The sequence below is a fragment of the Halomonas sp. 328 genome, assembly GCF_015645095.1.
In the GTDB taxonomy this organism is placed as follows: Bacteria; Pseudomonadota; Gammaproteobacteria; order Pseudomonadales; family Halomonadaceae; genus Bisbaumannia.
On the sequence record NZ_JADOTW010000043.1, the window covers coordinates 1 to 26,016 of the forward strand.

Consider the following 26,016-nt stretch of genomic DNA (forward strand, 5'->3'; position numbering starts at 1 on the left):
GCAGAAGAAAGCCGCGCTGGATGAGGCCTATCTGGCGGACATTCTCGCGGTGTAGGTTTTTTCATGCGTTTTCCCTGGCCGGCACGTTGATCCAATCATAGAGCGCGCCGTCTAATACCTGTTATGCAATACGAGGCAAGAAATGAATAAAGGAGTATTGACATTTTTCTGTGGAAAAATGGGGGCAGGAAAAACTACAAAGTCTCTTGAAGTTTCCCATGAGCGAAACGCCGTGCTGCTTTCTGAAGACGAGTGGCTTGCGTCAGTTTATCCGGATAGCATTAAGACACTGGAAGACTACGTAAAATATGCTGGTCGGCTCAAGCCTCAAATGAAGAAGCTGGCCCAGTCGATCTTGGCAGCAGGAACTAACGTGGTAATGGACTTTCCCGCAAATACAATTCCGCAACGAGAGTGGTTTAAAAGCATTTTTTCTGAGATCCAGGCTCCACACGAGCTAATTTACATCGACCAGCCAAATGAGATTTGCTTGGGGCAAATCGCAAAAAGGCGGATAGAGCAGCCACAGAGAGCGGCAACTGATACGGAAGAGATGTTCGAGCTTGTTACAAAGTACTTTGTTGCCCCCACAGCTGATGAAGGGTTCAACACAACCGTAATTGCGGAAAATGCATAACAATCGCAGGCACGGCGACGGCTTTTCCATTGCGGCTTCGCCTCCATTCCAAAGCCGCGCATGCTGCGGGCGTTATGTTCTCACCAGGAGTTGAAGTTTGAGAGGAAATGTAATTTCGTACCTCGAGATGTGCCAGAAAGAAGGCACAAGCCTTCAGCGAGGCATGAATTTTAGGCTGAAGGGCCATCATTCAGTTATCCTTATGTCAGTACGTCCCAATTCCCCTTATCGCGATGAAGTGCAGGATGACGGCGCAGTCCTCATCTATGAAGGTCACGACGAGCCAAAACGTAAAGGAATATCTGACCCCAAGGTCCTCGACCAACCTAAACGACTCGCTAGCGGCACACTTACCGAGAATGGAAAATTCCATCAGGCCGCTCAAGGCTTCAAGGCGGCTGAAAAAGGGCCAGACATTGTTCAGGTCTACGAGAAGATTAAGGCCGGCATTTGGACCGACAACGGATTTTTCCACTTGGTCGATTCGTGGACTGAGAATGACGGTGTCAGGAATGTTTTTAAGTTCAAGCTGGTGGCTGTGGAAAGCGTTTCTGATGAATCAGCGGCAGAGGAGGTTTCAAGTCGCTTCGCTGAGCGCAGTCGCATTATTCCGACTAGCGTCAAATTGGAGGTTTGGGCGCGCGATGGTGGTAAGTGCGTCACGTGCGGCGCAACTGATGAGCTGCATTTTGATCACATTCTCCCATACTCGAAAGGTGGGACATCACTGAAAGCCGAGAATGTCCAGCTACTATGTGCTCGCCATAACCTCAGTAAGAGCGCGAAGATTCAATGAACAACGAACATAACAAGGCGCTGCTGTCGGACAAATTTTCCGCTGCGCTCCAAATTTGCCGCAGAGCGCGGCGTTGAGGCTGTAGAAAAATTCCATGTGCTTTAGATGGTCGCGCTCGTATGCGAAACTTGGTTGAGCTTCTGGTGAGATCTGGTCTGGATTTTACGAGAGAGCACGAAAATTAGTGAAAAATTTGATTAATTCGAGGTTTTTGAAAGGTTCGTGCCTTTTGCTACAGCCTCGTGAGTCTTTTCTTCGGCCCTCATTCTCACACGGTGAATTGACGATGCCAGTTACCAAGCGTTCGCTCACCAAACCCGCTGCCGTTGGGGGGGGCAGGAGTGCGGTCGTCGTCGTGACAGCCTTGTTGCTCGCGGCGATTCCACTTGTGTTGGTGATTGGCGCGTTGCGCGATCCGAGCAAGAGCCTGCATGGCATGCTGGGGTCCGCGCTCTGGACCACGCTAGGTCCGCACTTTGTGCTGCTGAGCCTGCTCGCGCTCGGCCTGGGCCTCTACGCGTTCCGCCGCAGGCCACGGAAAATCACCGTTCTGGCGCTCGTGCTGGCCGGTTGCGCCAGCATCGGATCGGGGTTCATTACCGGGACGATCATGGCTGCCACGAACATGGCGGGAGGCAACATCAATCTGCTTTCTAGCCTCTTCCTACGGTCAATGACGGCCGGCGGGCCGGACGAGACGGTGACGGTGGCCACGATCGACGGCCGCCCCTTGCAGGCGGCCATCTACCGCCCGGCGCTCTCCCAGGGTGCCGCGCCGGTGCTCATGTATGTGCATGGGGGTGGCTTCATGACTGGCTCGGTCACGGAAACCGACGCCGATCTCAGATGGTTCGCGGATCTGGGCTGGCTGGTGGTAAGCATCGACTACCGGCTGTTTCCAGAAGGCGCTCCGACATGGGACCTGGCGCCGGCCGATGTCGCCTGTGGGGCCGCATGGCTTAATTCAAACGCAGCCCGCCTCGGCGGTGACATCGATCGGCTCGCCTTTTTGGGCGATTCGGCCGGAGGCAACCTGGCGATCAATCTCGCCTATGTGGCCGCCCGCGGTGAGGTGCAGAGCGACTGCGGCGACGTACCCATTCCCAGCACCGTGGTAGTGCAGTATCCGGCCGTGGATCCTCTGGCGATTTACGAGCATGGTTTTCCGGTTCGCGGCTTCGAGCCGCGCATGCTCGTGACCGGGTATCTCGGCGGATCGCCTCACGCCCTGCCAGACCGCGTGCGTGCCGTCAGCTCATTCACCCACCTTCATGACCGCGCGCCGCCGACACTGATCCTTTCACCAGAAAAGGATGGTCTCGTGCCGGCCTGGTCCGTGATCCGCTTCGCTGAGCATGCGCAACAGGCGGGGGTGGACGTGGAGCTTGTGCGCATCCCGTTTGCCAATCACGTCTACAACCAGATTGCGGCGAATTCACTCGGTAACCAGGCTCGAAGATCCATCACCTTGCGCTACCTTGCCGAGAGCGGGCTGGCACCCAAAAGCAGTCACTGAGTAACACCGGCAGCCGGCATAGTGCCGGGAGGGGAAGGGGGCAGCGAGCGGTGTGTGAAGCAGGGTGCTGTTGTTACGATGCATAGAGGATAACATGGCCGATGCAGCCGACATTCGTACTTCGCGCGGGTGATCGAGGTGTTACGCTCCTTAGAGAAGTGATGATGAATATATCCGATGCACTGATGAGTGATGTGTGGAAAAGGGTTGGTGCCAAGCGTTCCGAGCAGATACTGGCTATGCAGAAGAGGCATCAGAAAGAGCAGAAGACTCTTACGAAGTTTGCATACAAGCATCTTCTGGAGCTCCCGGAGGATGCCGCTGGTGTCGGGATATATGCCTTTCATGTGATTCTTGAGGCGTTCTTCGCCTTGAGGCCCCTGCCGAAGGCTGTGCGACGCCCCGCCATTGATCATGCATGGAAGTTGCCGGCTGAGGTCTTGGCCGAAAAGGTCCATGCCGTTGAGCCCCATGCCGCACAGTACTTGACAGATGCGCTGATGGACGAAGAGGAAGTCGTCCTGGTGGAGAGTGAACGAGCCCTCTGTTCGCAAGTCGTTCAGACGGCAATTTTGAGCTTGCATGGGGCGTGCGGAAATTCCCGGTAGCCGGTGGCTATCATCGTCTTTCTAGAAGAGTTACCCGGCCATTGGGGCGCTGGGACGCCAGTAACCCCGGCGGTGGCGAGCCGGTTGCGGTTGGTGGCAGCGGAAAACCTAAACCTTCAATTTTCTAAGGACGGAATGAGTGATTCGCGCATTTCAAGACACCGATATTGACCAGGTCCTGGCGATCTGGCTCTCGGCCTCCATTCAGGCGCACGACTTCGTGCCCGAGGCCTTCTGGGCCTCCCAGGTCGAGGCCATGCGAGATGTCTACCTGCCCGCGGCGGAGACCTGGGTGTTCGAGGCGCAGGGGCAGGTCAGCGGCTTCTATTGCCTGGTGGAGACGACCCTGGCCGCCATCTTCGTGTCACCGGAGCACCAGGGCAGGGGGATCGGTGCCGCCCTGATCGAAGACGCCAAGCAGCGGCGCGACGACTTGATGTTGACTGTCTATAAGGCGAATCGGCCCAGCGTCGCCTTCTATCAGAAGCATGGTTTCGTCATTCACCGCGAGCAGGTCGACGCCAACGCCGGGCAGCCGGAGCTGGTGATGACGTGGCAAAACCGGTAACCAGGTGGCGTGGATGTCGCCTCGCTGCCGGCGAAGGCGTTTGCCAGGTCTTCGGGAGGGGAGGTGGGCCTTAGCTTCGAGGGGGTGAGTCGGTACTCAAAACACGCGAAGCGACGGCCGCTCCATTGCGGCTCCTCCTGCCTTTTTCAGCCGTGCGCGTCGTTGTCGATGGGGGAGGGCTATGAATGACTTTATAACGCCGTTGGCCGCTTGGTGCGCAGCCATTATCGAGGCGATTGGAATCGGCCTCATTACCCTGATTGCGCTCTATTCCCTGTTTGATGCCCTGATACGGCTCGCCCAGAAGGACGATAAGAACGTCATCTTTCAAGAGCTTCGTCAATCCCTGGGGCGGGGGATCTTGCTTGGGCTGGAGTTCCTCATTGCAGCAGACATCATTTACACGGTGGCTGTCGACTTGACCTTCGAGTCCATCGGGGTGTTGGCCATGGTGGTGCTCATTCGCACCTTCCTGAGTTTTACCCTGGAAGTCGAGCTGACTGGACGATGGCCCTGGAGAGGCGGGAAGTAGCCTGATGGCCTGGGCCATGCCTTTAATAAGGGCTTCCCGTATCGGTGGGTCCCATGGGGCCGAAGCCGGGCCGATCCTGCTTGGCGAACGAGAGGAAACGAGTTCGAGGAAGTGAGCCGCGGCCAACCAAGGTCGTATCCTGATCCTGGAAAACGTTGATTCGTGTCAGGATACGCCGGCCCGCTTTGGCTAGGCTAAGGAAAAGGCTAGGAGGTGAAGACGATGCTAGATCCGCTGCTGTCGCCCAAGCTGCTGGGCTACTGGACCGAGGCCAATGTTCACGACGCCCCGGACGAGTCGGGCATTTACTGTGTCTTCCGTGCCGCCCGCGACCCGGAGAGCGAGGAGATGGAGGTACAGGAGCTCCTCTATGTGGGCGAGCATCGTAGCGCCCGCTGGGGGCTGGAGCACGACGAGCAACGGGAGAAGTGGCTCGCCTTTCCTCAGCCCGGCGAGGAGATCTGGTATGCGGTGGGGCTGTGCGGTCACGCCAACCGCGGTCGCCTGGCGGCAGCCATGATCAACGCCCACAAGCCGCGCTTCAATGCCAAGAGCCCCTACCTGGAGCGCTTCCCCTTCGACGAAACCACGGTGCATATCTACGGCAAGAAGCGCAAGTTGCAGAGCGTTTTCACCGTGGAGCGCCAGGACTGACCCACTCCAGTGGTGATCCCCACGGCCCCGAGGCATGCCTGCCTTGGGGCCGTTTGCGTATTACCCCATACCCTCGGAGGCAAGATGCCACTTCCCAGTGATAACTCAGGGCGTGGATGGCGGCTCCGCCCGGGCCAGTTGGCCGCAGGCCTTGGCCTGCTGCTGCTGTCGACCCTGCCGGCTCATGCCAGCGGTGCCTGCCAGTGGGACGAGCCCTGGCCCGAGGCGCCGCCTACCCACCTGCTGCACGCGGATGATCCCCTGGCCCAGGCACTGGTCGATGAGTGGGAGGAGGGCGCCAACTTCGCTTGCTCGGCGCGGCTGGTCACCCTGGGGTGCGGCACCGGCTGCGTGTCCGGGGCCATCTATGATGTGGCCACCCAGGCTTGGCAGCCGCTGGGCTTCGCGGTGCACCGCGACCTGCATCAGGAGGCGCCCATGCTGCGCTTCGTCACCCAGAGCCGCGAGCTGCTGGTGAAAGGTACCCTCAACGAGGAGGAGGCGGTTCGTCGCCTCTACCGTTGGGATGGCCAGCGGCTCGCCGCCGACGACTCATCGCTTAGCGATTGAGTAGCCAGAGCAGCCCCGAGAGCACCAGACTCGCCAGGATCATGGTGGTGAGGGGGAAGTAGAAGGAGACATTCTCGCGGCGGATGGCGATATCGCCGGGGAGCTGGCCGAAAGGCAGCTTGGAGAGCCAGGGCCAGAGCAGGCCGATGGCGACGATCAGGAGTCCAATCAGGATCAGGGTGCGGTTCATGCTCGCCTCCTGGATGCCCCAGTCACCGATACCGGTGACGGGGGTATTTTTGCTTTAGCTTTTAGTCAGGATCACCCTTCGGGCGATATTGCCGCAGGGCGATCCTGGCAAGCACCAAGGCGCCTGGCGGCGCCAATCGCCGAGACGTCGGACCGCGGCTAAAGCCAGCTCCCACAATAACAAGCTGGAGCTTGCCCAAGTCGTGGCTTCACGCTGATCTGCGAAGCGCCCATTTTTTGCGTCAGCCTTGCTGTTTCAGCACCGTGAGCAGCCCTTGCAGCGGGTGCGGCAGGCGCTGGTCGGAGAGGCGCTTGACCTGGCTGCGGCAGGAGTAGCCGGTGGCCAGCAGCCGGCCCCGGTTGGCCTCGTCCTCCACCAGCCCCTGCCAGGAGAGGCCGTAGATGGTCTTGGAGGTTTCGAGGTTGCGGGCCTCGTGGCCGTAGGTGCCGGACATGCCGCAGCAGCCGGTGTTGACCAGCTCCAGCTCCAGGCCGAAGGCGGCGAAGAGCTGTTGCCAGGCCTTGGGGCTGCCCGGGGCATTGGTGGCCTCGGTGCAGTGGGAGAGCAGCTTGTAGCCGGGGTCTTTTATCGCCTCGGCGTTGGGCCGGTGACCCGGCGCCAGGCTGGCGGCGCGCGCCACCAGCCACTCCTGGAGCATCAGCACCTCGGGCACGGCGTCTTCGCCCAGCGCCTTCACGTACTCCTGGCGGTAGGTGAGGGTCATGGCCGGGTCGATGCCCACCAGGGGCACGCCGAACTCCGCCAGAACGCGCAGCCGCTTGGCCTGCTTCTCGGCGGTGCGCTGGAAGGCGCCCATGAAGCCCTGGACATTGAGCGGCTTGCCGTTGGGGGCGAAGGGGGCGACGAATACCTTGATATCGAGGCGCGAGAGCAGCTCGACGATGTCCATCACCAGTTTGGCCTCGAAGTGGCTGGTGAAGGCGTCCTGGACGATGATCACGCTGCGTGCCTTCTGGGCCTCGGTGAGCAGGCCCAGCGAGGTGGGCGTGGCCTCGGCCACGCCCCAGGCGCCTAGTTGCTTCTTGAGGTTGGCCCGGGACAGCCGCGGGCTATCCACCATGCCGATGGGCCCGGCCAGCAGGCGATCCACCAGGCGGTTGCCCAAAGCGGCGTTGTAGAGCGGGGCGATGCGCGACAGGGTCGGCACCATAAACTCCAGGCCGCCGATCAGGTAGTCGCGCAGCGGGCGCAGGTAGCGGCCGTGGTAGAGCTCGAGGAACTGGCTGCGGAACTGCGGCACATTGACCTTGATGGGGCACTGGCCGGCGCAGGACTTGCACGCCAGGCAGCCGGCCATGGCGTCATAGACCTCGTGGGAGAAGTCGTCCTCCTGGCGCCGGCGCAGGGTGTTGAGGGTGCGCTTGGGCAGGCGCGCCACGGCGCCCAGCCAGCCGCCCTGGCGGCCTTGCTCGGCTTCGCTCACCACGTCGACCCCGGCCTGGCCCTGGCGACGCAGCCACTCGCGCATCAGGCTGGCCCGGCCCTTGGGGGAGTGGACCCGCTCGCGGGTGCCCTTCCAGGAGGGGCACATGGCGTCATTGGGGTCGTAGTTGTAGCAGGCGCCGTTGCCGTTGCAGTAGACGGCGGCGTCATGGGCCTGCCAGACCCGCTCGTCGATCTGGCGGTCGAGCTGGCCGCGGGTGGTCACCCCATCGATGCTTAGCAGGCCCGGATCGACGAGTTTGACGGCCTCGTCCCGAGCGGCGGCACCCGTGGCCAAGGGAGTCGCGATCTTGCCCGGATTGAGCTGGTTATGCGGGTCGAAGGCGGCCTTGACCCGCTGCAGGCTGGGGTAGAGCTCGCCGAAGAACTTCGGCGCGTACTCCGAGCGCACGCCCTTGCCATGCTCGCCCCACAGCAGGCCGCCGTACTTGTGGGTCAGCTCGGCCACCTCGTTGGAGACCTCGCGGATCAGCCGCTCCTGCTCGGGGTCCTTCATGTCGATGGCCGGGCGCACATGCAGCACCCCGGCGTCCACATGGCCGAACATGCCGTAGGCCAGGCCACGGGCGTCGAGGGCGTCGCGGAACTCACTGATGAAGTCTGCCAGGTGCTCCGGCGGTACCGCGGTGTCCTCGACGAAGGGGATGGGGCGCTTCTCGCCCTTCTCATCGACCTTGGCATTGCCCAGCAGGCCCACGGCGCGCTTGCGCATGCCATAGACCCGCTGGATGGCGGCGCGACCCTCGGCCAGGGTGTAGCCCAGGCGCTGGACGCTGTCGTCGGCTTCCAGGTGGCGGCAGAAGGCCGCGACCCGCTCGGCCAGGCGCGCCGGGTCGTCGTCATTGAATTCCACCAGGTTGATGCCGCGAATGGCCGGGGCGGCGGTGGTCGCGGGGCGCGCCGACACCGCCACCTCGGCATCCGTCTCGGCCTCGGGGGCCGGTTCGCCGCCGCCGGGGAAGAACTCCGCCACGCTATCCCAGACGAAGTCCTCCATGGCCAGCATCAGCACCTTGTCGTCCACCGTCTCGATAGAGGTGGGTTTCGCCGCGCTTGCCATTAATGCCTTGGCGTCGCGCAGGGCGTCCATAAAGCCCGCGTAGCGCACATTGACCAGGGTCGAGTGCTTGGGGATCGGCAGCACGTTGAGTACCGCCTCGTCGAGGAAGCCCAGCGACCCCTCGGAGCCGCACAGCAGGCTGTTGAGGTTGAGCCGGTCGTCGGCCTCGCGCAGGTGGGCCAGGTCATAGCCGGTCAGGCAGCGGTTCAGCGGCGGGAACTTGGCCCGAATCAGTTCGCCCTGGGTGTCGATGATCTCCCGGGCGGTACGGTAGGCGCGGCCGGTGGCATCGTCGCGCTGGCACAGGGCGGCCAGTTCGGCGTCATCGACGGGGCGGCTATGCAGGCGTTCGCCGCCCAGCAGCACGGTCTCGAGCTCCAGTACATGGTCGCGGGTCTTGCCGTACTCGCAGCTGCCCTGGCCGCTGGCGTCGGTGGAGATCATGCCGCCGATGGTGGCCCGGTTGGAGGTGGAGAGTTCCGGGGCGAAGAACAGGCCATGGGGCTTGAGGGCGGCGTTGAGCTGGTCCTTGACCACCCCGGCCTGGACCCGCACCCGGCGGTTCTCCACGTCGATCTCGAGGATCCGGTTCATGTGCTTGGAGACGTCCACCACCAGGCCGTCGGTGAGCGACTGGCCGTTGGTGCCGGTGCCGCCGCCGCGGGGGGTGAGCACCACCTGGCGGTGGGCCGCCTCGCCGGCCAGGCGGGCGAGCCGCTCCAGGTCTGCCGCGTTCCTGGGGTAGATCACCGCCTGGGGCAGGCGCTGGTAGATGGAGTTGTCGGTGGCCAGCACCGTGCGGTTGGCGAAGTCCGGGGCGATCTCGCCCTCGAAGCCGGAGGCCTTGAGGGCCTCGAGAAAACGCAGGTAGTGAGCGTCGAGGCGCTCGGTATCCAGTCTCGCGATCATGGGGTCGTCATCAGGCCGTGGGTCGCCGCGCGTCGCCTGTGGGCCAGGCCGGGCGGTTTAGAATCGTGCGTCTACTTTACCCGAGAGCGACCCCTGGCGCATCCACAGCGCCAGGCCGGCAGGGGCCGCATGGCCCATGCCGGTGGGGTGAGGGGGCGCGCCGGTGAGGAAGGGCGCCGCGTGGGGCGGGCGAGGGAGCCGTGCGGCATGGGCGTGGTGCCGGGGCGGCCTTTTGCCTACAATAGACGGCTGATTTCGATTGCTTATTCCTTAACGTGACGGACTGGATTCCATGCTCGATCCGAAACTGCTGCGTGGCGACCTGACCGAGGTCGCCCAACGACTGGCCAAGCGGGGCTTTACCCTCGATACCGAGCGACTCGAGGCGCTGGAGTCCCGGCGTCGTGAGCTGCAGACCGAGACCGAGCGGCTGCAGAACGAGCGCAACACCCGCTCCAAGTCCATCGGCCAGGCCAAGGCCCAGGGTGAGGATATCGCCCCGCTGCTGGCCGAGGTCTCCGACCTGGGCGAGCGCCTCGATGCCGCCAAGGCCAAGCTGGCCGAGGCCCAGGTGGAGTGGGATGCCCTGGTCAGCGGCATTCCCAACCTGCCCCACGAGAGCGTGCCCCAGGGCGACGACGAGGACGACAACGTGGAGCTGCACCGTTGGGGCACCCCGCGGGCGTTCGACTTCGAGGTCAAGGACCATGTCGACCTGGGCGCCAAGCTGGGCTACCTGGACTTCGAGCTGGCCGCCAAGCTGACCGGCGCCCGCTTCGCGGTGATGCGCGGCCCCATCGCCCGCCTGCACCGCGCCCTGGCGCAGTTCATGCTCGACAAGCAGACCCAGGAGCATGGCTACGAGGAGTGCTATGTGCCCTACATGGTCAACGAGGCCTCCCTGCATGGCACCGGCCAGTTGCCCAAGTTCGGCGAAGACCTCTTCCGCCTGGACGATGAGCGGGGCTATCACCTGATTCCCACCGCCGAGGTACCGCTGACCAACTTCGCCCGGGACGAGATCCTCGACTTCAAGGCGCTGCCCCTGAAGCTCACCGCCCATACTCCCTGCTTCCGCAGCGAGGCGGGTTCCCATGGCCGCGACACCCGCGGCATGATCCGCCAGCACCAGTTCGACAAGGTCGAGATGGTGCAGCTGGTGGCGCCGGAGACCAGCTACCAGGCGCTGGAGGAGATGCGTGGCCACGCCGAAGCGATTCTCCAGGCGCTGGAGCTGCCGTACCGCGTCGTCACCCTCTGTACCGGCGATATGGGCTTCGGCGCCGCCAAGACCTATGACCTGGAGGTGTGGCTGCCCAGCCAGGACACCTACCGGGAGATCTCCTCGGTCTCCAACTGCGAGGACTTCCAGGCCCGGCGCATGCAGGCCCGCTTCCGTCACCCGGAGCAGAAGAAGCCGCAGCTGCTGCATACCCTGAACGGCTCCGGCCTGGCGGTGGGGCGCTGCCTGCTGGCGGTGCTGGAGAACTACCAGAACGCCGATGGCTCCATCACCGTGCCCGAGGCCCTGCGCGGCTATATGGGTGGGGTCGAGACGATCAACGGCTGACCCGGCTGCGCCGGGCGCTTTAAGCCATACGCTTGAAGCGGGAAGAAAAAACCGCCTCCGAGGTCTTGCCTCGGAGGCGGTGTCGTTTGGGCGGCGATGTCGCTTCCCGCGTGCCGTTTACGGCGCGATTTCCCAGGTGACATCGACGCCGGCATCGATCGAGATGCGCCCGGGGCGGTACTCCGCCGCGGCGCCGGCGCTTTCGGCCATGTCGGCGCGGGCGGCCATCATGCGCGGCATGAAGACCGGCGCCTGGGTCTCCTGCACCCGCAGCACGCCGGCGAGTTCCACGCCCAGGGTCTCGGCCATCAGGTCGGCCTTGTGCCGGGCCCGCTCCAGGGCCTGGGTCAGGGCGCGGTCGGTGGCGGCGTCGCGGTCCACCAGGTCGTACTGGATGCCGTCCAGGGCGTCCACGCCGGCCTCGGTCAGGGCGTCGAGGATCAATGGCACCTGCTCCAGGTCGCTCAGGCTAAGCTGGATGGGGCGCTCGAGCTGGGTGCGGACGCGCACCTCCCGCTCGCCGTCGCGCTGGGAGTAGACCTGGTCGGGGCGGACCTGCAGGGAGCCGGCATTGATCGCCTCGCTGTCCAGGCCGGCGGCCTCCAGGGTGCGGATCAGCTCGCCGGTGCGTTCCTCCAGCCGGGCGCGGGCCTCGCTCAGGGCGGCGGGGTCCGGGGTGGCATCCACCTCGATCAGGGGCGTGCGCTCCCAGAGGCGGGCGCTGAGGGTGGCCTTGTCGGGCACCACCTCGAGGGTCGCCTGGGCCTGCACATGCAGCTGGCGCTCGGCGCGTTCCTGGGCCAGGGCCGGGGTGGTGAGCAGGGCGCCGACCAGCAGGCCGAGGCCGATCAGGGGAGTGGTCAGGGTGCGTCGGGTCATCAAAGGCCTCCATGCGCGCTAGGATAGGGGATAATCAGCAGGGCTTTGAGCCGCCAGGGCGGAGGGGGTTCCCGCCCGGGCCCTGCTTGCATGGTAGTTGCTCATTTGCCGATTTACCCTCGTCGTACCCTGATTTGTCCTGTCTCGACCAAGGAGAGCCGATGCAACACGACACGGATGAACCCACGGGGATGCTTCCCCTCAACCTGGTGCTGGGACTGGCGGCCCTGGTGGTGATCATCGCCGGCATGAAGGCCGGGGCGGATCTGCTGGTGCCCCTGCTGCTGGCGCTGTTTATCGCCGTGGTGTGCACGGCCCCGGTGCAGTGGCTGAATCGCTATGGGGTGAGCCTGCGCCTGGCGGCGGTGCTGGTGCTGGGGGTGATCGGTGTCTTCCTGGTACTGCTGGGCCTGCTGCTGGTCAGCAGCCTGAGCACCTTCGTGGCGGCCCTGCCGGAACTGGAGCAGCAGTTCCGCGGCCACTACCTGGAGTTGCTGACCTGGGTGGCCGGCCTGGGGATCTCGATTCGCCCCGAGCAGATGAGCCAGTGGCTCGACCCCTCCCAGGCCACCCATCTGCTGCCGGGGTTCCTGGGCGAGCTGGGCAACCTGCTGATGAAGAGCCTGGTGGTGGCCCTGCTGGTGGTCTTTATGCTGTTCGAAGCGCTCAATGTGCGCGACAAGTTTTCCCTGGCGCTGCGCAACCCGGCGCCCAGCCTGCAGCGGATCGGCGAGTTCAGCCTGACCCTCAAGCGCTACCTGGCGGTGAAGACGCTGATCAGCCTGATCACCGGGGTGCTGGCCTGGCTGCTGTGCCTGCTGATGGGGGTGGGCTTTCCGCTGCTGTGGGGGGCCCTGGCCTTCGGCCTCAACTTCATTCCCAATATCGGTTCGGTGCTGGCGGCGATTCCCCCGGTACTGCTGCTGCTGTTGCAGAGCGACGGGGGCCTCTTCGCTGCCCTGGTGCTGGGCTGTGGCTACCTGGTGATCAATGTGGTGATGGGCAACCTGGTGGAGCCGCGGGTGATGGGGCGGGCCCTGGGGCTCTCCACCTTCGTCACCTTCCTGTCGCTGGTGGTGTGGGGCTGGATCCTGGGGACCGTGGGGCTGCTGCTCTCGGTGCTGCTGACCATGACCCTGAAGATCGCCCTGGAGAGCCACCCGGATACCCGCTGGATCGCGCGGCTGCTGGGGCCGGGGACGCCACCGGCGCGTCAGGAACGGTTCGGCAAGGCCAAGGAGTAGGCTGAAACGACACGCCCCGGCCGAAGCCGGGGCGTGTTGCCTTGCGCGCCGTTACCGGGGTAAGGGGCGCGTCAGGCGTTCTGCTCGATAAACTGCGCGAGCTGGGACTTGGACTGGGCGCCCACCAGGGAAGCGACCTTGGCTCCAGACTTGAACAGCATCACGGTGGGGACACCGCGCACGCCATGTTCCGCGGCGATTTCGGGGGCGTCGTCGACATTCACGCTGACCACCTTGAGGTTGTCGGTGCGTTCTTCGGCGACTTCATCAACCACCGGGGCCATCATCTTGCAGGGCCCGCACCAGGGCGCCCAGAACTTGAGCAGGACCGGCTTGTCGGCCTTGAGGACCTCCTGCTCGAAGTTGGCGTTGGTGACATCGATGTTGTTAGCCATGTGAATCTCCAGTTGCTTGGCGCTGTGTCGAGCGGGCTTGTACCAGCATAGTCGCACGATGGTATCCGCCGACCCGACCGCTGGCAAATATAAGCGACCGAAGGAGTCGATAGCCAGCTACTATTTTCGCGGGTCGGCGAGGGATCACGCGGGCCTATTTATATGCTATAAAGTAATCACCAGGCTAGGCCGTTATTCCATCGTGCGTTACAGGCGCCTCGGCCGCAGAGTCACCAGGAGTGGGAAACTCGCATGAAGCTACAACAGCTGCGCTATATCTGGGAAGTCAATCGCCACAACCTGAATGTGTCGGCCACGGCCCAGAGCCTCTTCACCTCGCAGCCCGGCATCTCCAAGCAGATCCGCCTGCTGGAGGACGAGCTGGGGGTGGAGATCTTCGCCCGCAGCGGCAAGCACCTGACCCGGGTGACCCCGGCCGGCGCGGCGATCATCGAGCTGGCCGGCCAGGTGCTGCGCACCGCCGACAACATCAAGCAGGTGGCCCAGGAGCACAGCGACGAGCGGCGCGGCAACCTCTCCATCGCCACCACCCATACCCAGGCCCGCTATGCGCTGCCGCCGGTGATTCGCGACTTCACACGCAAGTATCCCGAGGTGGCCCTGCACATGCAGCAGGGCACCCCCAAGCAGATTGCCCAGATGGTCAGCGAGGGACAGGCGGACTTCGCCATCTGTACCGAGTCCCTGGAGCTGTTCAACGACCTGGTGCTGTTGCCCTGTTACCGCTGGAATCGCTGCGTGCTGGTGCCCCAGGATCACCCCCTGGCCCAGGGCGAGCTGACCCTGGAGCGCCTGGCCGAACACCCCCTGGTGACCTATGTGTTCGGCTTCACCGGCCGCTCCCAGCTGGATGACGCCTTCCGCGCCGAGGGGTTGACCCCCAATGTGGTGCTGACCGCCGCCGATGCCGACGTGATCAAGACCTATGTGCGCCTGGGCCTGGGGGTGGGGATCGTCGCCCATATGGCGGTGGACCCGGAGGCCGACAGCGACCTGGTGGCCCTGGAGGCGGGGCATCTCTTCGAGAGCTCCACCACCAAGATCGGTATCCGTCGCGGCACCTTTATGCGCGGCTATATGTACGACTTCGTGCAGGGCTTCGCCGAGCACCTCGGGCGTGACCTGGTGGATGCCGCCCTGGCTGCCGGGCCGCGTCACGAACAGGCGCTGTTCGAGGGCATCGACTTGCCGGTACGCTAGGGGTGGGCCTCGCCCTTTGACTCCCCTGAAACGCCGAAGGCGCCGCGATTGCGGCGCCTTCGGCGTTTGGGGCGCTGGTTCAGCGGCTCAGGTTGGTGCTGTGCAGGCCGCACTCCTTGCCGCCCTGGTCCTCCCACCACCAGCGGCCTTCCCGCTCGTGCTGGTGGGGCAGGGTGGGGCGGGTGCAGGGCTCGCAGCCGATGCTGACGAAGCCGCGCTCATGGAGCGGGTTGTAGGGCACGTCGAACATGCGGATATAGGTCCACACCTCCTCGCTGGTCCAGTGGGCCAGGGGGTTGAACTTGGCCAGGGGCGCGGCGTCGCTGCCGAAGGCGCTGTCCCACTCGGCGATCTGTACGCTATTGCGGGTACCCGGGCTCTGGTCGCGGCGCTGGCCGGTGACCCAGACGGGCAGGCCCTTGAGGCGGGCGCGTAGCGGCGCCACCTTGCGGATGCCGCAGCACTCCTGGTGACCGTCCCGGTAGAAGCTGAACAGCCCCTTCTCCCGGACCAGGGCCTGGACCGCCTCGGCATCGGGGAAGCGTACGTCGATCTCGATGCCGTAGTGCTCGCGGACCCGCTCGATAAAGGCGTAGGTCTCGGCATGCAGGCGCCCGGTGTCCAGGGAGAAGACCTTGACCTTCTCCTTGGGGGCCACCTTGAGGGCCAGGTCGATCAGTATCACGTCCTCGGCGCCGGAGAAGGAGATCGTCAGCTCACCGAAGGCCTCGTAGGCGGCCTTGAGAATGTTCTTGGGGGTGTCCTGATCATGTTCCAGGACGAACTGGGAGGGATTGAAGGATGACATCCCGGCCTCCGTTGTTGGCGATGGCGCTACCCTAGCAAACCCCTCCTGGCGGGACCCAATATTGATTGGTTCGTTGCTTATATCCCAAAGGGCTTGTTGAGACACATTCTTATAACCACTTTATGGGGTGCTCCGCCGTCGTTCGGCGTTCAGGCCTCCAGGGCCTGCATGAGATGCCGAATCTTGTCCAGGGTCTCTCGATACTCCGCCTCTTCGTCGGAGTCGGCCACCAGGCCGCCGCCGCCCCATAGGTGCAGCCGGCCCCGATCCGCCACCGCCGTGCGAATGGCGATGGAGGTGTCCATGTGGCCACGCTGGTCCACGTAGCCGAGGCTGCCGCAGTAGAGGCTGCGCCGGCTCGGCTCCAGCTCGTCGATGATCTGCATGGCGCGCACCTTGGGGGCGCCGGTGATGGAGCCGCCGGGGAAGGCCGCGGCCAGCAGGTCCAGGGGCGAGGCGCCTTCGTCCAGCTCGCCGGTCACCACGCTGACCAGGTGATGCACATTGGCATAGCTCTCCAGGCCGCACAGCTGGGGCACCCGCACGCTCCCCGGCCGGCAGACGCGGCCCAGGTCGTTGCGCAGCAGGTCGACGATCATCACGTTCTCGGCGCGGTCCTTGTCGCTCTGCTGGAGGTCCTCGGCCAGGGCGGCATCCGCCTCGGTATTATCGCCCCGAGGGCGGGTGCCCTTGATGGGGCGGGTCTCCACCCGGCCATGCTCGGCCTGGATAAAGCGCTCCGGCGATAGCGACAGCACGCCCTGGGGGCCGTCCGCGCCGTCCCAGGCCAGGTAGCCGGCGAAGGGCGTGGGGGTGGCGTTGCGCAGGCGCCGGTAGGCGCCCCAGAGGTCGCCCTCGTAGGGGGCGCTGAAGCGCTGGGCCAGGTTGATCTGGTAGCAGTCGCCGGCATGGATGTACTCCTGGACGGCGCGAAAGCGCACGCCATAGCCGTCGCGATCCAGCTCCGCCTCGAAGGGCGCGCTGATGCGGAAGGGCTTGGCGTCGAGCGCCGGCGCCGCCAGCCAGCCGAGCACCTGGGCGCGACGTGCCTCGCTGGCCACCAGGGTGCAGGTCTCGGCCTGGTGGTCGAGGATCAGCGCCCAGTCATAGAGGCCCACCCGGCTCCAGGGCAGGTTCACCGCGTCCCGGGCCGCCTCGCCCTGGCGCTCCAGGCAGCGCCCCAGGTCATAGCTCCAGTAGCCGATCAGCCCGCCCAGGAAGGGCAGGTCGCTCTCTGGTGCCTCCACCTCGAGGGATTCCAGCAGCGCCTGCTGGGCGGCGAAGGGCGATTCGGGCAGGGCCAGGTCAGCATCGCACTGCAGCGTGCCACCGGGGGCCACGGTCAGGGTGGCCAGGGGGTCGCTGGAGAGAATGTCGTAGCGTCCGCCGGGGGCGGCGGGGCGGCCACTGTCCAGCAGCACGGCACCGGGGCGGCGTCGCAGGGCGGCGAAATAGCCCAGTGGGTCGGGCCGGTAGGGCATCGGGTGGAGTTGCAGTCGTGGTCTCATGCGCGGCGCTTTTCCTCAACAGGCGCACCATTCTAGGGGCCCGTCGGGCGTTTGTCGCACTCCCTTGCGCCACCCCCACGGACGCCCCCTCAACGGGAGCGCGACGACGGGGGACAAGGGGAGTGATTGTCGACACTGGCGGCGATTCCTCGCTGCGCGCCTACACCAAAAGGTGTATAACCTCACTTGGTTCCGGCGGTTGACCGCCAGGGAATCGCTGGCTACAGTTCTCTCAACCCATTATTGTCGACAATTAATCATGACGACCCCGATACCCGAAAGCACCGCCCCCGAGGTTCGTACCCTCGCCGAACGGGTCTTCCAGCAGTTGCAGGAGGCCATCGTTCGCGGCGAGCTGGCCCCGGGCAGCAAGATCACCGAGCCGGGCCTCTCCAAGGCCTATGGCATCTCCCGCGGTCCGCTGCGCGAGGCGATGCGTCGCCTGGAGGTCCATCGGCTGATCGAGCGGGTGCCCCATGTGGGGGCCCGGGTGGTCAAGCTCTCCATGAAGGAGCTGCTCGAGCTGTTCGATGTGCGCGAGGCCCTGGAGAGCATGGCCGCGCGGCTCGCCGCCGAGCACATGACCGCCGAGGAGATCGCCGGCCTGCGCGAGGTCTTGGCGGTGCACGAGCGCCAGGGCGACCTGAAGCGCGGCGAGGCCTATTACCAGCGCGAAGGGGACCTCGACTTCCACTATCGGATCGTGCTGGGCAGCCACAACAAGATGTTGATGACGCTGCTGTGTGACGACCTCTATTACCTGGTGCGCCTCTACCGCACCCAGTTCAGTGCCAGCGGGTCGCGCCCCCAACGCGCCTTCGTCGAGCACCATCGCATCGTCGACGCCATCGAGGCCGGCGATGCGGAGCTCGCCGAGCTGCTGATGCGCCGCCATGTCAGCGCCTCGCGGGCCAATGTCGCCGAACGCTATGCCGCCACCCTGGCAGAGGAGGTCGACACCTCCGAGCCGGCGGCCCGATAACCCAGGAGAACCCACCATGACCCGACCGACCCCCGGTGCCCGTTTCCGCGCCGCCCTCGAGGCCCATCGTCCGCTGCCCATCGTCGGCACCATCAATGCCTATACCGCCATGATGGCCGAGCGGGTCGGTCACCAGGCCATCTACCTCTCCGGGGGCGGGGTGGCCAACGCCTCCTTCGGCCTGCCGGACCTGGGCATGACTACCATGAACGACGTGGTGGAGGACGCCCATCGCATCTGCGGCGCCACCGACCTGCCGCTGCTGGTGGATATCGATACCGGTTGGGGCGGTGCCTTCAATATCGCCCGTACCGTGAAGGAGATGCAGCGCGCCGGCGTGGCGGCGGTGCACCTGGAGGACCAGGTGGCCCAGAAGCGCTGCGGCCACCGGCCCAACAAGGCGATCGTCTCCCAGGCCGAGATGGTCGACCGGGTCAAGGCCGCCGCCGATGCGCGCCTCGATCCGGACTTCTTCCTGATCGCCCGCACCGACGCCTTCCAGAAGGACGGCCTGGACGCCGCCATCGAGCGCTCCCAGGCCTGCATCGAGGCGGGGGCCGATGCCATCTTCGCCGAGGCGGTGCACACCCTGGACGACTACCGGGCCTTCTGCGAGCGGGTCGATGCGCCGATCCTGGCCAATATCACCGAGTTCGGCGCCACGCCGCTGTTCAGCCAGCAGGAGCTCGCCGAGGTGGGCTGCCGGATGGTGCTCTACCCGCTCTCCGCCTTCCGGGCCATGAACGCGGCGGCGCTGAAGGTCTACCAGAGCATCCTCGCCACCGGTCACCAGCGCGACGTGGTGGAGCTGATGCAGACCCGCGAGGAGCTCTACGACTTTCTCAACTACCACGCCTTCGAGCAGAAGCTGGATGCCCTCTTCGCCGAGAAGGGCGGCGACGCCTGAGGCGTCGGGTTATCACAAAGGGGGCGCTGAATAAATTGGCGAGCGGGATGAAGCACAAGGCGCCCGCAGCGCAGACACCGGAGCCTATGCGGTACTAGGTGAGGATGTCGAGCAGCGCGCAACGCAGTGATTCGCCCGCGCAGACATTTATGCAGTGTTTCCCAAAGAACACGTCAGTCTTAAGGAGAAAACCCCATGGCAGATCAACCCGTCAGCACCGGCCTGCGTGGCCAGAGCGCCGGTTCCACCGCGCTCTGCACGGTCGGCAAGAGCGGCGCCGGCCTCACCTATCGCGGCTATGACATTCATGAACTGGCCGAGAAGGCCAAGTTCGAGGAGGTCGCCTACCTGCTGCTCAAGGGCAAGCTGCCCAACCAGGCCGAGCTGGATGCCTACCTCACCAAGCTCAAGGGGCTGCGTGGCCTGCCCGATGCGCTGAAGACCGTGCTCGAGCAGATCCCCAAGGATGCCCATCCCATGGACGTGATGCGCACCGGCGCCTCCATGCTCGGCAACCTGGAGACCGAGGAGAGCTTCGATCAGCAGCAGGACGTGGCCGACCGCCTGCTGGCGGTGTTGCCTTCGATCATCTGTTACTGGTACCGCTTCAGCCATGAAGGCGTGCGCATCGACACCGAGACCGATGACGACTCCGTGGGTGGTCACTTCCTGCACCTGCTGCGCGGCGAGCCCGCCTCCGAGCTGCATGCTCGGGTGATGAACGTCTCGCTGATCCTCTACGCCGAGCATGAGTTCAACGCCTCGACCTTCACCGCCCGGGTCTGCGCCTCGACCCTCTCCGACCTGCACTCCTGCGTGACCGGGGCCATTGGCTCCCTGCGCGGCCCGCTGCATGGCGGTGCCAACGAGGCGGCCATGGCGATGATCGAGCACTGGCAGTCTGCCGACGAGGCCGAGCGCGAGATCCTCGGCATGCTCGAGCGTAAAGAGAAGATCATGGGCTTCGGCCACGCCATCTATCGCGAGTCCGACCCGCGCAACGCCATCATCAAGCAGTGGTCGAAGAAGCTCGCCGAGGACGTGGGCGACACGGTGCTCTACCCGGTTTCCGAACGGGTCGAGGCGGTGATGTGGCGCGAGAAGAAGCTGTTCTGCAATGCCGACTTCTTCCACGCCAGCGCCTATCACTTCATGGACATTCCCACCAAGCTGTTCACCCCGATCTTCGTCTGCTCGCGGGTGACCGGCTGGGCGGCGCATGTCTTCGAGCAGCGCGAGAATAACCGCATCATTCGTCCCAGCGCCGACTACGTCGGGCCCGAGAAGAGCGAGTGGGTGCCGCTGGAGGAGCGCGACTGATTCAGCGTCGGGCCCGGGTGTGATGCCGAGCGTATCGGTGCCACCCGGGCCACCTCTCCCTCCCGCCGTTCCCTGCCGCCCCACGCTTCTGACGCCCCAGGATGCCTGACCATGAATACCGAATACCGCAAGCCACTTCCCGGCACCGAGCTGGACTACTTCGACGCGCGCGCCGCCGTCGAGGCGATTCGCCCCGGCGCCTATGACACCCTTCCCTACACGTCCCGGGTGCTGGCCGAACAGCTGGTGCGTCGCTGCGCCCCCGAGGAACTCACCGAGTCCCTCAAGCAGTTGATCGAGCGCCGCCGCGACCTGGACTTTCCCTGGTATCCGGCGCGGGTGGTGTGCCATGACATCCTCGGCCAGACGGCGCTGGTCGACCTGGCCGGCCTGCGCGACGCCATCGCCGAGCAGGGCGGCGACCCGGCCAAGGTCAACCCGGTGGTGCCGACCCAACTGATCGTCGACCACTCGCTCGCCGTGGAACACGCCGGCTTCGAGCCGGACGCCTTCGACAAGAACCGCGCCATCGAGGATCGTCGCAACGAGGACCGCTTCCACTTTATCGAGTGGACCAAGACCGCCTTCGAGAACGTCGACGTCATCCCCGCCGGCAACGGCATCATGCACCAGATCAACCTGGAGAAGATGTCGCCGGTGGTGCAGGCGCGGGATGGTGTCGCCTTCCCCGATACCTGCGTGGGGACCGATAGCCACACCCCGCATATCGACTGCCTGGGGGTGATCGCCATCGGCGTCGGCGGCCTGGAGGCCGAGACCGTGATGCTGGGCCGTCCCTCCATGATGCGCCTGCCCGATATCGTCGGCGTGGAGCTGACCGGCAAGCCCAAGCCCGGTATCACCGCCACCGATATCGTCCTGGCGATCACCGAGTTCCTGCGCCAGGAGCGCGTGGTGGGGGCCTATCTCGAGTTCTTCGGTGAGGGGGCCAAGAGCCTCACCATCGGCGACCGTGCCACCATCTCCAATATGACGCCGGAGTACGGCGCCACCGCGGCGATGTTCTATATCGACGACCAGACCCTCGACTATTTGACGCTCACCGGCCGCGAGCCGGAGCAGGTCGAGCTGGTGGAGAAGTACGCCAAAGAGACCGGCCTGTGGGCCGACAGCCTGACCGGCGCCCAGTACGAACGGGTGCTGACCTTCGACCTGTCCAGCGTCGAGCGCAACCTGGCGGGTCCCTCCAACCCCCATCGCCGCCTGCCCACCAGTGCCCTGGTCGAGCGCGGCATCGCCGTGGGCGCTTACCAGGACAGCGACAAGGCCCAGGCGGATGAGAAGGCAGGCAGGATGCCCGATGGCGCGGTGATCATCGCCGCCATCACCAGCTGCACCAACACCTCCAACCCGCGCAACGTGGTGGGGGCGGGCCTGCTGGCCAAGAAGGCCAACGAGCTGGGCCTGGTCCGCAAGCCCTGGGTGAAGTCGTCATTCGCGCCGGGGTCCAAGGTCGCGCGGCTGTATCTGGAGGAAGCGGGGCTCTTGCCTGAGCTGGAGAAGCTCGGCTTCGGTATCGTCGCCTACGCCTGCACCACCTGCAACGGCATGTCCGGGGCGCTGGACCCGACGATCCAGCAGGAGATCATCGATCGGGACCTCTACGCCACCGCGGTGCTCTCCGGCAACCGCAACTTCGACGGCCGCATCCACCCCTACGCCAAGCAGGCCTTCCTGGCCTCGCCGGCGCTGGTGGTGGCCTACGCCATCGCCGGTACCGTGCGCTTCGATATCGAGAAGGACGTGCTCGGCACCGACAAGGACGGCAACCCGGTGACCCTCAAGGACCTCTGGCCCTCCGACGAGGAGATCGACGCCATCGTCGGCGAGTTCGTCAAGCCGGAGCAGTTCAAGCAGGTCTACATCCCGATGTTCGACCTGGACGCCTTCGAGAAGGCCGAGAGCCCGCTCTACGACTGGCGCCCCCAGAGCACCTACATTCGTCGGCCGCCCTACTGGGAGGGCACCATGGCCGCCGCCCGCGAGCTCAAGGGCATGCGGCCCCTGGCGATCCTGCCGGACAACATCACCACCGACCACCTGTCGCCGTCGAACGCCATCATGATGGACAGCGCGGCGGGGGAGTACCTGCACAAAATGGGCCTGCCGGAGGAGGACTTCAACTCCTACGCCACTCATCGCGGCGACCACCTCACCGCCCAGCGGGCGACGCTCGCCAACCCCAAGCTCTTCAACGAGATGGTGCGCGACGAGAAAGGCGAGGTGGTGCAGGGCTCGCTGGCGCGGGTCGAGCCGGAAGGCGAGGTGATGCGCATGTGGGAGGCCATCGAGACCTACATGAATCGCCGCCAGCCGCTGATCATCATCGCCGGCGCCGACTACGGCCAGGGCTCGTCCCGGGACTGGGCGGCCAAGGGCGTGGCGCTCGCCGGGGTCGAGGCGATCGTTGCCGAGGGCTTCGAGCGCATCCACCGCACCAACCTGATCGGCATGGGCGTGATGCCGCTGCAGTTCGAGGAGGGCACCACTCGCCACACCCTGCAGCTCGACGGCACCGAGACCTATGACGTGGAGGGCACGCCGTCGCCCCGCGCCAGGCTCGAGCTGGTGATTCACCGCCAGACCGGTGAAGTCGACCGAGTGCCGGTAATCTGCCGCCTGGATACCGCGGAAGAGGTCACCGTCTACTCCGCCGGTGGCGTGCTGCAACGCTTCGCCAAGGACTTCCTGGAAGGGGCAGGGCGTGAGGAGGTCGGCGCATGAGCCAGGCAGCTCGGACACCGGGGGCACAGGTCCGTATTCCCGCCACCTATCTACGTGGTGGCACCAGCAAGGGCGTCTTCTTCCGGCTCGATGACCTGCCGGAAGCCGCCCGGGTGCCCGGGGAGGCCCGGGATCGCCTGCTGCTGCGGGTGATCGGCAGTCCCGATCCCTATGGCAAGCAGATCGACGGCATGGGCGGGGCCACCTCCAGTACCAGCAAGACGGTGATCCTGTCGAAGAGCGAAAGCCCCGATCACGACGTGGACTACCTCTTCGGGCAGGTGGCCATCGACCGTGCCTTCGTCGACTGGAGCGGCAACTGCGGCAACCTCTCCGCCGCCGTGGGCCCTTTCGCCGTGGCCAACGGCCTGGTGGACCCGGCACGCGTGCCCGACAACGGCGTGGTGGAGGTGCGCATCTGGCAGGTCAATATCGGCAAGACCATCGTCTGCCAGGTGCCCATCACCGACGGCGAGGTACAGGAGACCGGCGACTTCGAGCTCGACGGCGTCACCTTCCCGGCGGCCGAGGTGCCGGTGGCCTTCAAGGACCCGGCCGATGGCGAGGGCGTCATCTTCCCCACCGGCAACCTAGTGGACGACCTGGCGGTGCCGGGCGTGGGTACGCTCAAGGCGACGCTGATCAACGCCGGCATTCCCACCGTCTTCGTCAATGCCGCCGAACTCGGCTACACCGGTACCGAGCTGCAGGAGGCGATCAATAATGACGTCGAGGCGCTGGCGCGCTTCGAGACCATTCGCGCCCACGGCGCGCTGAAGATGGGCCTGATCCAGGATCTGGCCGAGGCGGCCTCCCGCCAGCACACCCCCAAGGTGGCCTTCTTGGCGCCCCCGGCGAGCTATACCGCCTCCAGCGGCAAGGCGGTCGAGGCCGGGGAGATCGACCTGCTGGTGCGGGCCCTCTCCATGGGCAAGCTGCACCATGCCATGATGGGCACCGCCGCGGTGGCCATCGCCTCGGCGGCGGCCATCGAGGGCACCCTGGTCAACCTGGCCGCCGGCGGTGGCAAGCGCAACGCCGTCACCTTCGGGCACCCCTCGGGCACCCTGCGGGTGGGTGCCGCGGCGAGCCTGGTGGACGGCCGCTGGGTGATCGATCAGGCGGTGATGAGCCGCAGCGCCCGAGTGCTGATGGAGGGATGGGTGCGGGTGCCCGCGGATACCCTCTAAGCCCCGTGTGTTCCTCGCTAGCATCACCCCTGCGCCCCGGTCATCGACCGGGGCGTTGCCTATAGTGAGGGCAGGGCAGCGAATCAGGGGAGGGGGGACATGACGACCACCGTCGAGGCCAATGTGCGCCCGGACTACGACCCGGAGCTGCAGCGCATCGCCGACTATGTGCTGGATTACCGGATCGATAGCGAACTGGCCTGGGAGACCGCTCGCCACTGCCTGATGGATAGCCTGGGCTGCGCCCTGCTGGCGCTGCGCTTCCCGGAGTGCACCAAGCACCTGGGCCCGCTGGTGGAGGGCACCCTGGTGCCTCAGGGGGCGCGGGTACCGGGCACCAGCCTGCGCCTCGATCCGGTCAAGGCGGCCTGGGATATCGGCTGCCTGGTGCGCTGGCTCGATTACAACGACACCTGGCTGGCGGCGGAGTGGGGGCACCCCTCCGACAACCTGGGGGCCATCCTGGCAGTGGCGGATCACTGCACCCAGCGGCGACTGGTCCAGGGTGAGGCGCCGCTGGTCATGCGCGATGTCCTCGATGCCATGATCCGTGCCCACGAGATCCAGGGGATATTGGCGCTGGAGAATGCCTTCAACCGGGTCGGCCTCGATCATGTGGTGCTGGTCAAGGTGGCCTCCACGGCGGTGGCGGCCCGGCTGATGGGCGCCGATCGCGAACAACTGCTTGCGGCGCTGTCCCACGCCTGGGTGGATGGCCAGAGCCTGCGTACCTACCGCCATGCGCCCAATGCCGGCTCTCGCAAGAGCTGGGCGGCGGGGGATGCCAGCGCCCGGGGCGTGCGCCTGGCGGATATCGCCCGGCGTGGCGAGATGGGCATCCCGGGGGTACTCAGTGCGCCCCAGTGGGGCTTCTATGACGTCCTGTTCAGCAAGACCAACCGGGATCAGGCCCTCAAGCCCGAAGGCGCGCGCCGCTTTTCCCTGCCCCGGGCGTTCACCAGCCATGTGATGGAGAACGTCCTCTTCAAGCTCAGCTTCCCGGCGGAGTTCCACGCCCAGACCGCCTGTGAGGCGGCGGTGGCACTCCACCCTCAGGTGAAGGATCGCCTCGAGGCAATCGAGCGCATCGTCATCAGTACCCAGGAGTCGGCGATTCGCATCATCTCCAAGTCGGGGCCCCTGGCCAATGCCGCCGATCGGGATCACTGCCTGCAATATATGGTGGCGGTGCCGCTGATCTTCGGCGAGCTCGCCGCCGAGCACTACGAGGATGCCTTCCATGCTCACCATCCGCTGATCGACCGGCTACGCGAGCGCATGGAAGTGGTGGAGGAGCCCCGCTATAGCCGTGATTACCTGGATCCCGACAAGCGCTCCATCGCCAATGCCGTTCAGGTGTTCTTCACCGATGGTTCCGCCACCGAGCCGGTAGCCGTGGAGTATCCCATTGGCCATCGTCGGCGTCGGGCCGAGGGCGTGCCGCTCCTGGAGACCAAGTTCCGGCGCCATCTGGCCACGCGCTTCCCGCCCAGTCGCTGCGAGCGACTGATGGCCCTTTGCCGGGATCAGGAGCAACTGGAGGCCATGCCGGTCTCGCGGTTCATGGATCTGTGGATGATCTGATGGCGGAACTTGATGTGCGTCATGGCCCACATCGCCAGGCTGTTCTATATTTTTATGGATAGGGGCTTGCAGGGCCCCGGAGAAATCCGTAAAGTACGCATCCGCTGCCAGCGACGGCCATCGTCACCGGCGGCAATGAGTGGCAAAAGTGCTTGTTTC

Annotated in this window: 23 protein-coding genes; 17 read left to right on the forward strand and 6 right to left on the reverse strand. The window is 65.2% G+C overall.

Annotated features, from left to right (window positions below; translation table 11 throughout):
* The first annotated feature begins 142 nt into the window (after positions 1–142).
* The 8 genes from IHD13_RS16700 (at position 143) to IHD13_RS16735 (ending at position 5,881) form a co-directional block, all read left to right on the forward strand.
* On the forward strand, positions 143–637 hold the full coding sequence (locus IHD13_RS16700) for an AAA family ATPase (protein WP_195862175.1): 495 nt from the start codon (positions 143–145) through the stop codon (positions 635–637).
* 202 nt (positions 638–839) lie between these two features.
* Positions 840–1,433: an HNH endonuclease gene (locus IHD13_RS16705; protein ID WP_230086389.1), complete on the forward strand. Its 594-nt coding sequence runs from the start codon at positions 840–842 to the stop codon at positions 1,431–1,433.
* 286 nt (positions 1,434–1,719) lie between these two features.
* A complete protein-coding gene (locus IHD13_RS16710; protein WP_195862177.1) occupies positions 1,720–2,949 on the forward strand; it encodes an alpha/beta hydrolase in 1,230 nt (409 codons plus the stop codon).
* A 101-nt stretch (positions 2,950–3,050) separates the two neighbouring features.
* Complete coding sequence (locus IHD13_RS16715) at positions 3,051–3,557, forward strand: hypothetical protein (RefSeq protein ID WP_195862178.1); 507 nt, start codon at positions 3,051–3,053, stop codon at positions 3,555–3,557.
* A gap of 139 nt (positions 3,558–3,696) precedes the next feature.
* Complete coding sequence (locus IHD13_RS16720) at positions 3,697–4,125, forward strand: N-acetyltransferase (RefSeq protein ID WP_195862179.1); 429 nt, start codon at positions 3,697–3,699, stop codon at positions 4,123–4,125.
* A gap of 181 nt (positions 4,126–4,306) precedes the next feature.
* Positions 4,307–4,657, forward strand: coding sequence for a DUF1622 domain-containing protein (locus IHD13_RS16725; RefSeq protein ID WP_195862180.1), 351 nt, complete (start codon positions 4,307–4,309; stop codon positions 4,655–4,657).
* Positions 4,658–4,879: 222 nt separating this feature from the next.
* Positions 4,880–5,311, forward strand: a complete 432-nt coding sequence (locus IHD13_RS16730) for a hypothetical protein (protein ID WP_195862181.1) — start codon at positions 4,880–4,882, stop codon at positions 5,309–5,311.
* An 84-nt stretch (positions 5,312–5,395) separates the two neighbouring features.
* On the forward strand, positions 5,396–5,881 hold the full coding sequence (locus IHD13_RS16735) for a hypothetical protein (RefSeq protein WP_195862182.1): 486 nt from the start codon (positions 5,396–5,398) through the stop codon (positions 5,879–5,881).
* On the opposite strand, the gene IHD13_RS16740 is transcribed toward IHD13_RS16735, so the two are convergent.
* Both IHD13_RS16740 and ydiJ read right to left on the reverse strand, forming a co-directional pair.
* Positions 5,871–6,071, reverse strand: a complete 201-nt coding sequence (locus IHD13_RS16740; RefSeq protein ID WP_195862183.1) for a DUF2905 domain-containing protein — start codon at positions 6,069–6,071, stop codon at positions 5,871–5,873. The two genes, IHD13_RS16735 and IHD13_RS16740, sit on opposite strands and share 11 nt — an antisense overlap.
* A gap of 241 nt (positions 6,072–6,312) precedes the next feature.
* Positions 6,313–9,504 (reverse strand): D-2-hydroxyglutarate dehydrogenase YdiJ, encoded by a 3,192-nt coding sequence (gene ydiJ / locus IHD13_RS16745; RefSeq protein WP_195862184.1) that lies wholly within the window; start codon positions 9,502–9,504, stop codon positions 6,313–6,315.
* A 292-nt stretch (positions 9,505–9,796) separates the two neighbouring features.
* Between ydiJ and serS the strand changes: the two genes are divergently transcribed.
* The gene (serS, locus tag IHD13_RS16750; protein WP_195862185.1) at positions 9,797–11,074 is read left to right on the forward strand and encodes a serine--tRNA ligase; all 1,278 of its coding nucleotides are present in this window, start codon (positions 9,797–9,799) and stop codon (positions 11,072–11,074) included.
* A gap of 117 nt (positions 11,075–11,191) precedes the next feature.
* Here serS and IHD13_RS16755 read toward each other — a convergent pair whose 3' ends face one another.
* Positions 11,192–11,953 (reverse strand): SIMPL domain-containing protein, encoded by a 762-nt coding sequence (locus IHD13_RS16755; protein WP_195862186.1) that lies wholly within the window; start codon positions 11,951–11,953, stop codon positions 11,192–11,194.
* Between the two features lie 161 nt (positions 11,954–12,114).
* Between IHD13_RS16755 and IHD13_RS16760 the strand changes: the two genes are divergently transcribed.
* Positions 12,115–13,197, forward strand: a complete 1,083-nt coding sequence (locus tag IHD13_RS16760) for an AI-2E family transporter (RefSeq protein ID WP_195862187.1) — start codon at positions 12,115–12,117, stop codon at positions 13,195–13,197.
* Between the two features lie 71 nt (positions 13,198–13,268).
* Here the strand turns inward: IHD13_RS16760 and trxA are convergent, their stop codons facing one another.
* The gene (trxA, locus tag IHD13_RS16765) at positions 13,269–13,592 is read right to left on the reverse strand and encodes a thioredoxin (RefSeq protein ID WP_195862188.1); all 324 of its coding nucleotides are present in this window, start codon (positions 13,590–13,592) and stop codon (positions 13,269–13,271) included.
* A 252-nt stretch (positions 13,593–13,844) separates the two neighbouring features.
* Here trxA and cysB point away from each other — a divergent pair, with 252 nt between their 5' ends.
* Positions 13,845–14,813 carry an HTH-type transcriptional regulator CysB gene (gene cysB, locus IHD13_RS16770; RefSeq protein ID WP_195862189.1) on the forward strand — a complete coding sequence of 323 codons (969 nt, stop codon included), beginning with the start codon at positions 13,845–13,847 and terminating at the stop codon, positions 14,811–14,813.
* 79 nt (positions 14,814–14,892) lie between these two features.
* Here the strand turns inward: cysB and IHD13_RS16775 are convergent, their stop codons facing one another.
* Both IHD13_RS16775 and pabB read right to left on the reverse strand, forming a co-directional pair.
* Complete coding sequence (locus tag IHD13_RS16775; protein WP_195862190.1) at positions 14,893–15,621, reverse strand: phosphoadenylyl-sulfate reductase; 729 nt, start codon at positions 15,619–15,621, stop codon at positions 14,893–14,895.
* Positions 15,622–15,770: 149 nt separating this feature from the next.
* Positions 15,771–17,129: an aminodeoxychorismate synthase component I gene (gene pabB / locus IHD13_RS16780; RefSeq protein WP_195862191.1), complete on the reverse strand. Its 1,359-nt coding sequence runs from the start codon at positions 17,127–17,129 to the stop codon at positions 15,771–15,773.
* 259 nt (positions 17,130–17,388) lie between these two features.
* Between pabB and IHD13_RS16785 the strand changes: the two genes are divergently transcribed.
* The 6 genes from IHD13_RS16785 to prpD all read left to right on the forward strand — a co-directional run bounded on the left by IHD13_RS16785 (position 17,389) and on the right by prpD (position 25,857).
* A complete protein-coding gene (locus IHD13_RS16785; protein ID WP_195862192.1) occupies positions 17,389–18,111 on the forward strand; it encodes a GntR family transcriptional regulator in 723 nt (240 codons plus the stop codon).
* Between the two features lie 16 nt (positions 18,112–18,127).
* Positions 18,128–19,018, forward strand: coding sequence for a methylisocitrate lyase (gene prpB, locus IHD13_RS16790; protein ID WP_195862193.1), 891 nt, complete (start codon positions 18,128–18,130; stop codon positions 19,016–19,018).
* Between the two features lie 195 nt (positions 19,019–19,213).
* Positions 19,214–20,338, forward strand: a complete 1,125-nt coding sequence (prpC, locus tag IHD13_RS16795; protein ID WP_195862194.1) for a bifunctional 2-methylcitrate synthase/citrate synthase — start codon at positions 19,214–19,216, stop codon at positions 20,336–20,338.
* A 111-nt stretch (positions 20,339–20,449) separates the two neighbouring features.
* On the forward strand, positions 20,450–23,083 hold the full coding sequence (acnD, locus tag IHD13_RS16800) for a Fe/S-dependent 2-methylisocitrate dehydratase AcnD (protein WP_195862195.1): 2,634 nt from the start codon (positions 20,450–20,452) through the stop codon (positions 23,081–23,083).
* Positions 23,080–24,273 carry a 2-methylaconitate cis-trans isomerase PrpF gene (prpF, locus tag IHD13_RS16805; RefSeq protein ID WP_195862196.1) on the forward strand — a complete coding sequence of 398 codons (1,194 nt, stop codon included), beginning with the start codon at positions 23,080–23,082 and terminating at the stop codon, positions 24,271–24,273. The genes acnD and prpF overlap by 4 nt, the downstream gene beginning before the upstream one ends.
* Positions 24,274–24,372: 99 nt before the next feature.
* Positions 24,373–25,857, forward strand: coding sequence for a 2-methylcitrate dehydratase (prpD, locus tag IHD13_RS16810; protein ID WP_195862197.1), 1,485 nt, complete (start codon positions 24,373–24,375; stop codon positions 25,855–25,857).
* Positions 25,858–26,016: the final 159 nt, after the last annotated feature.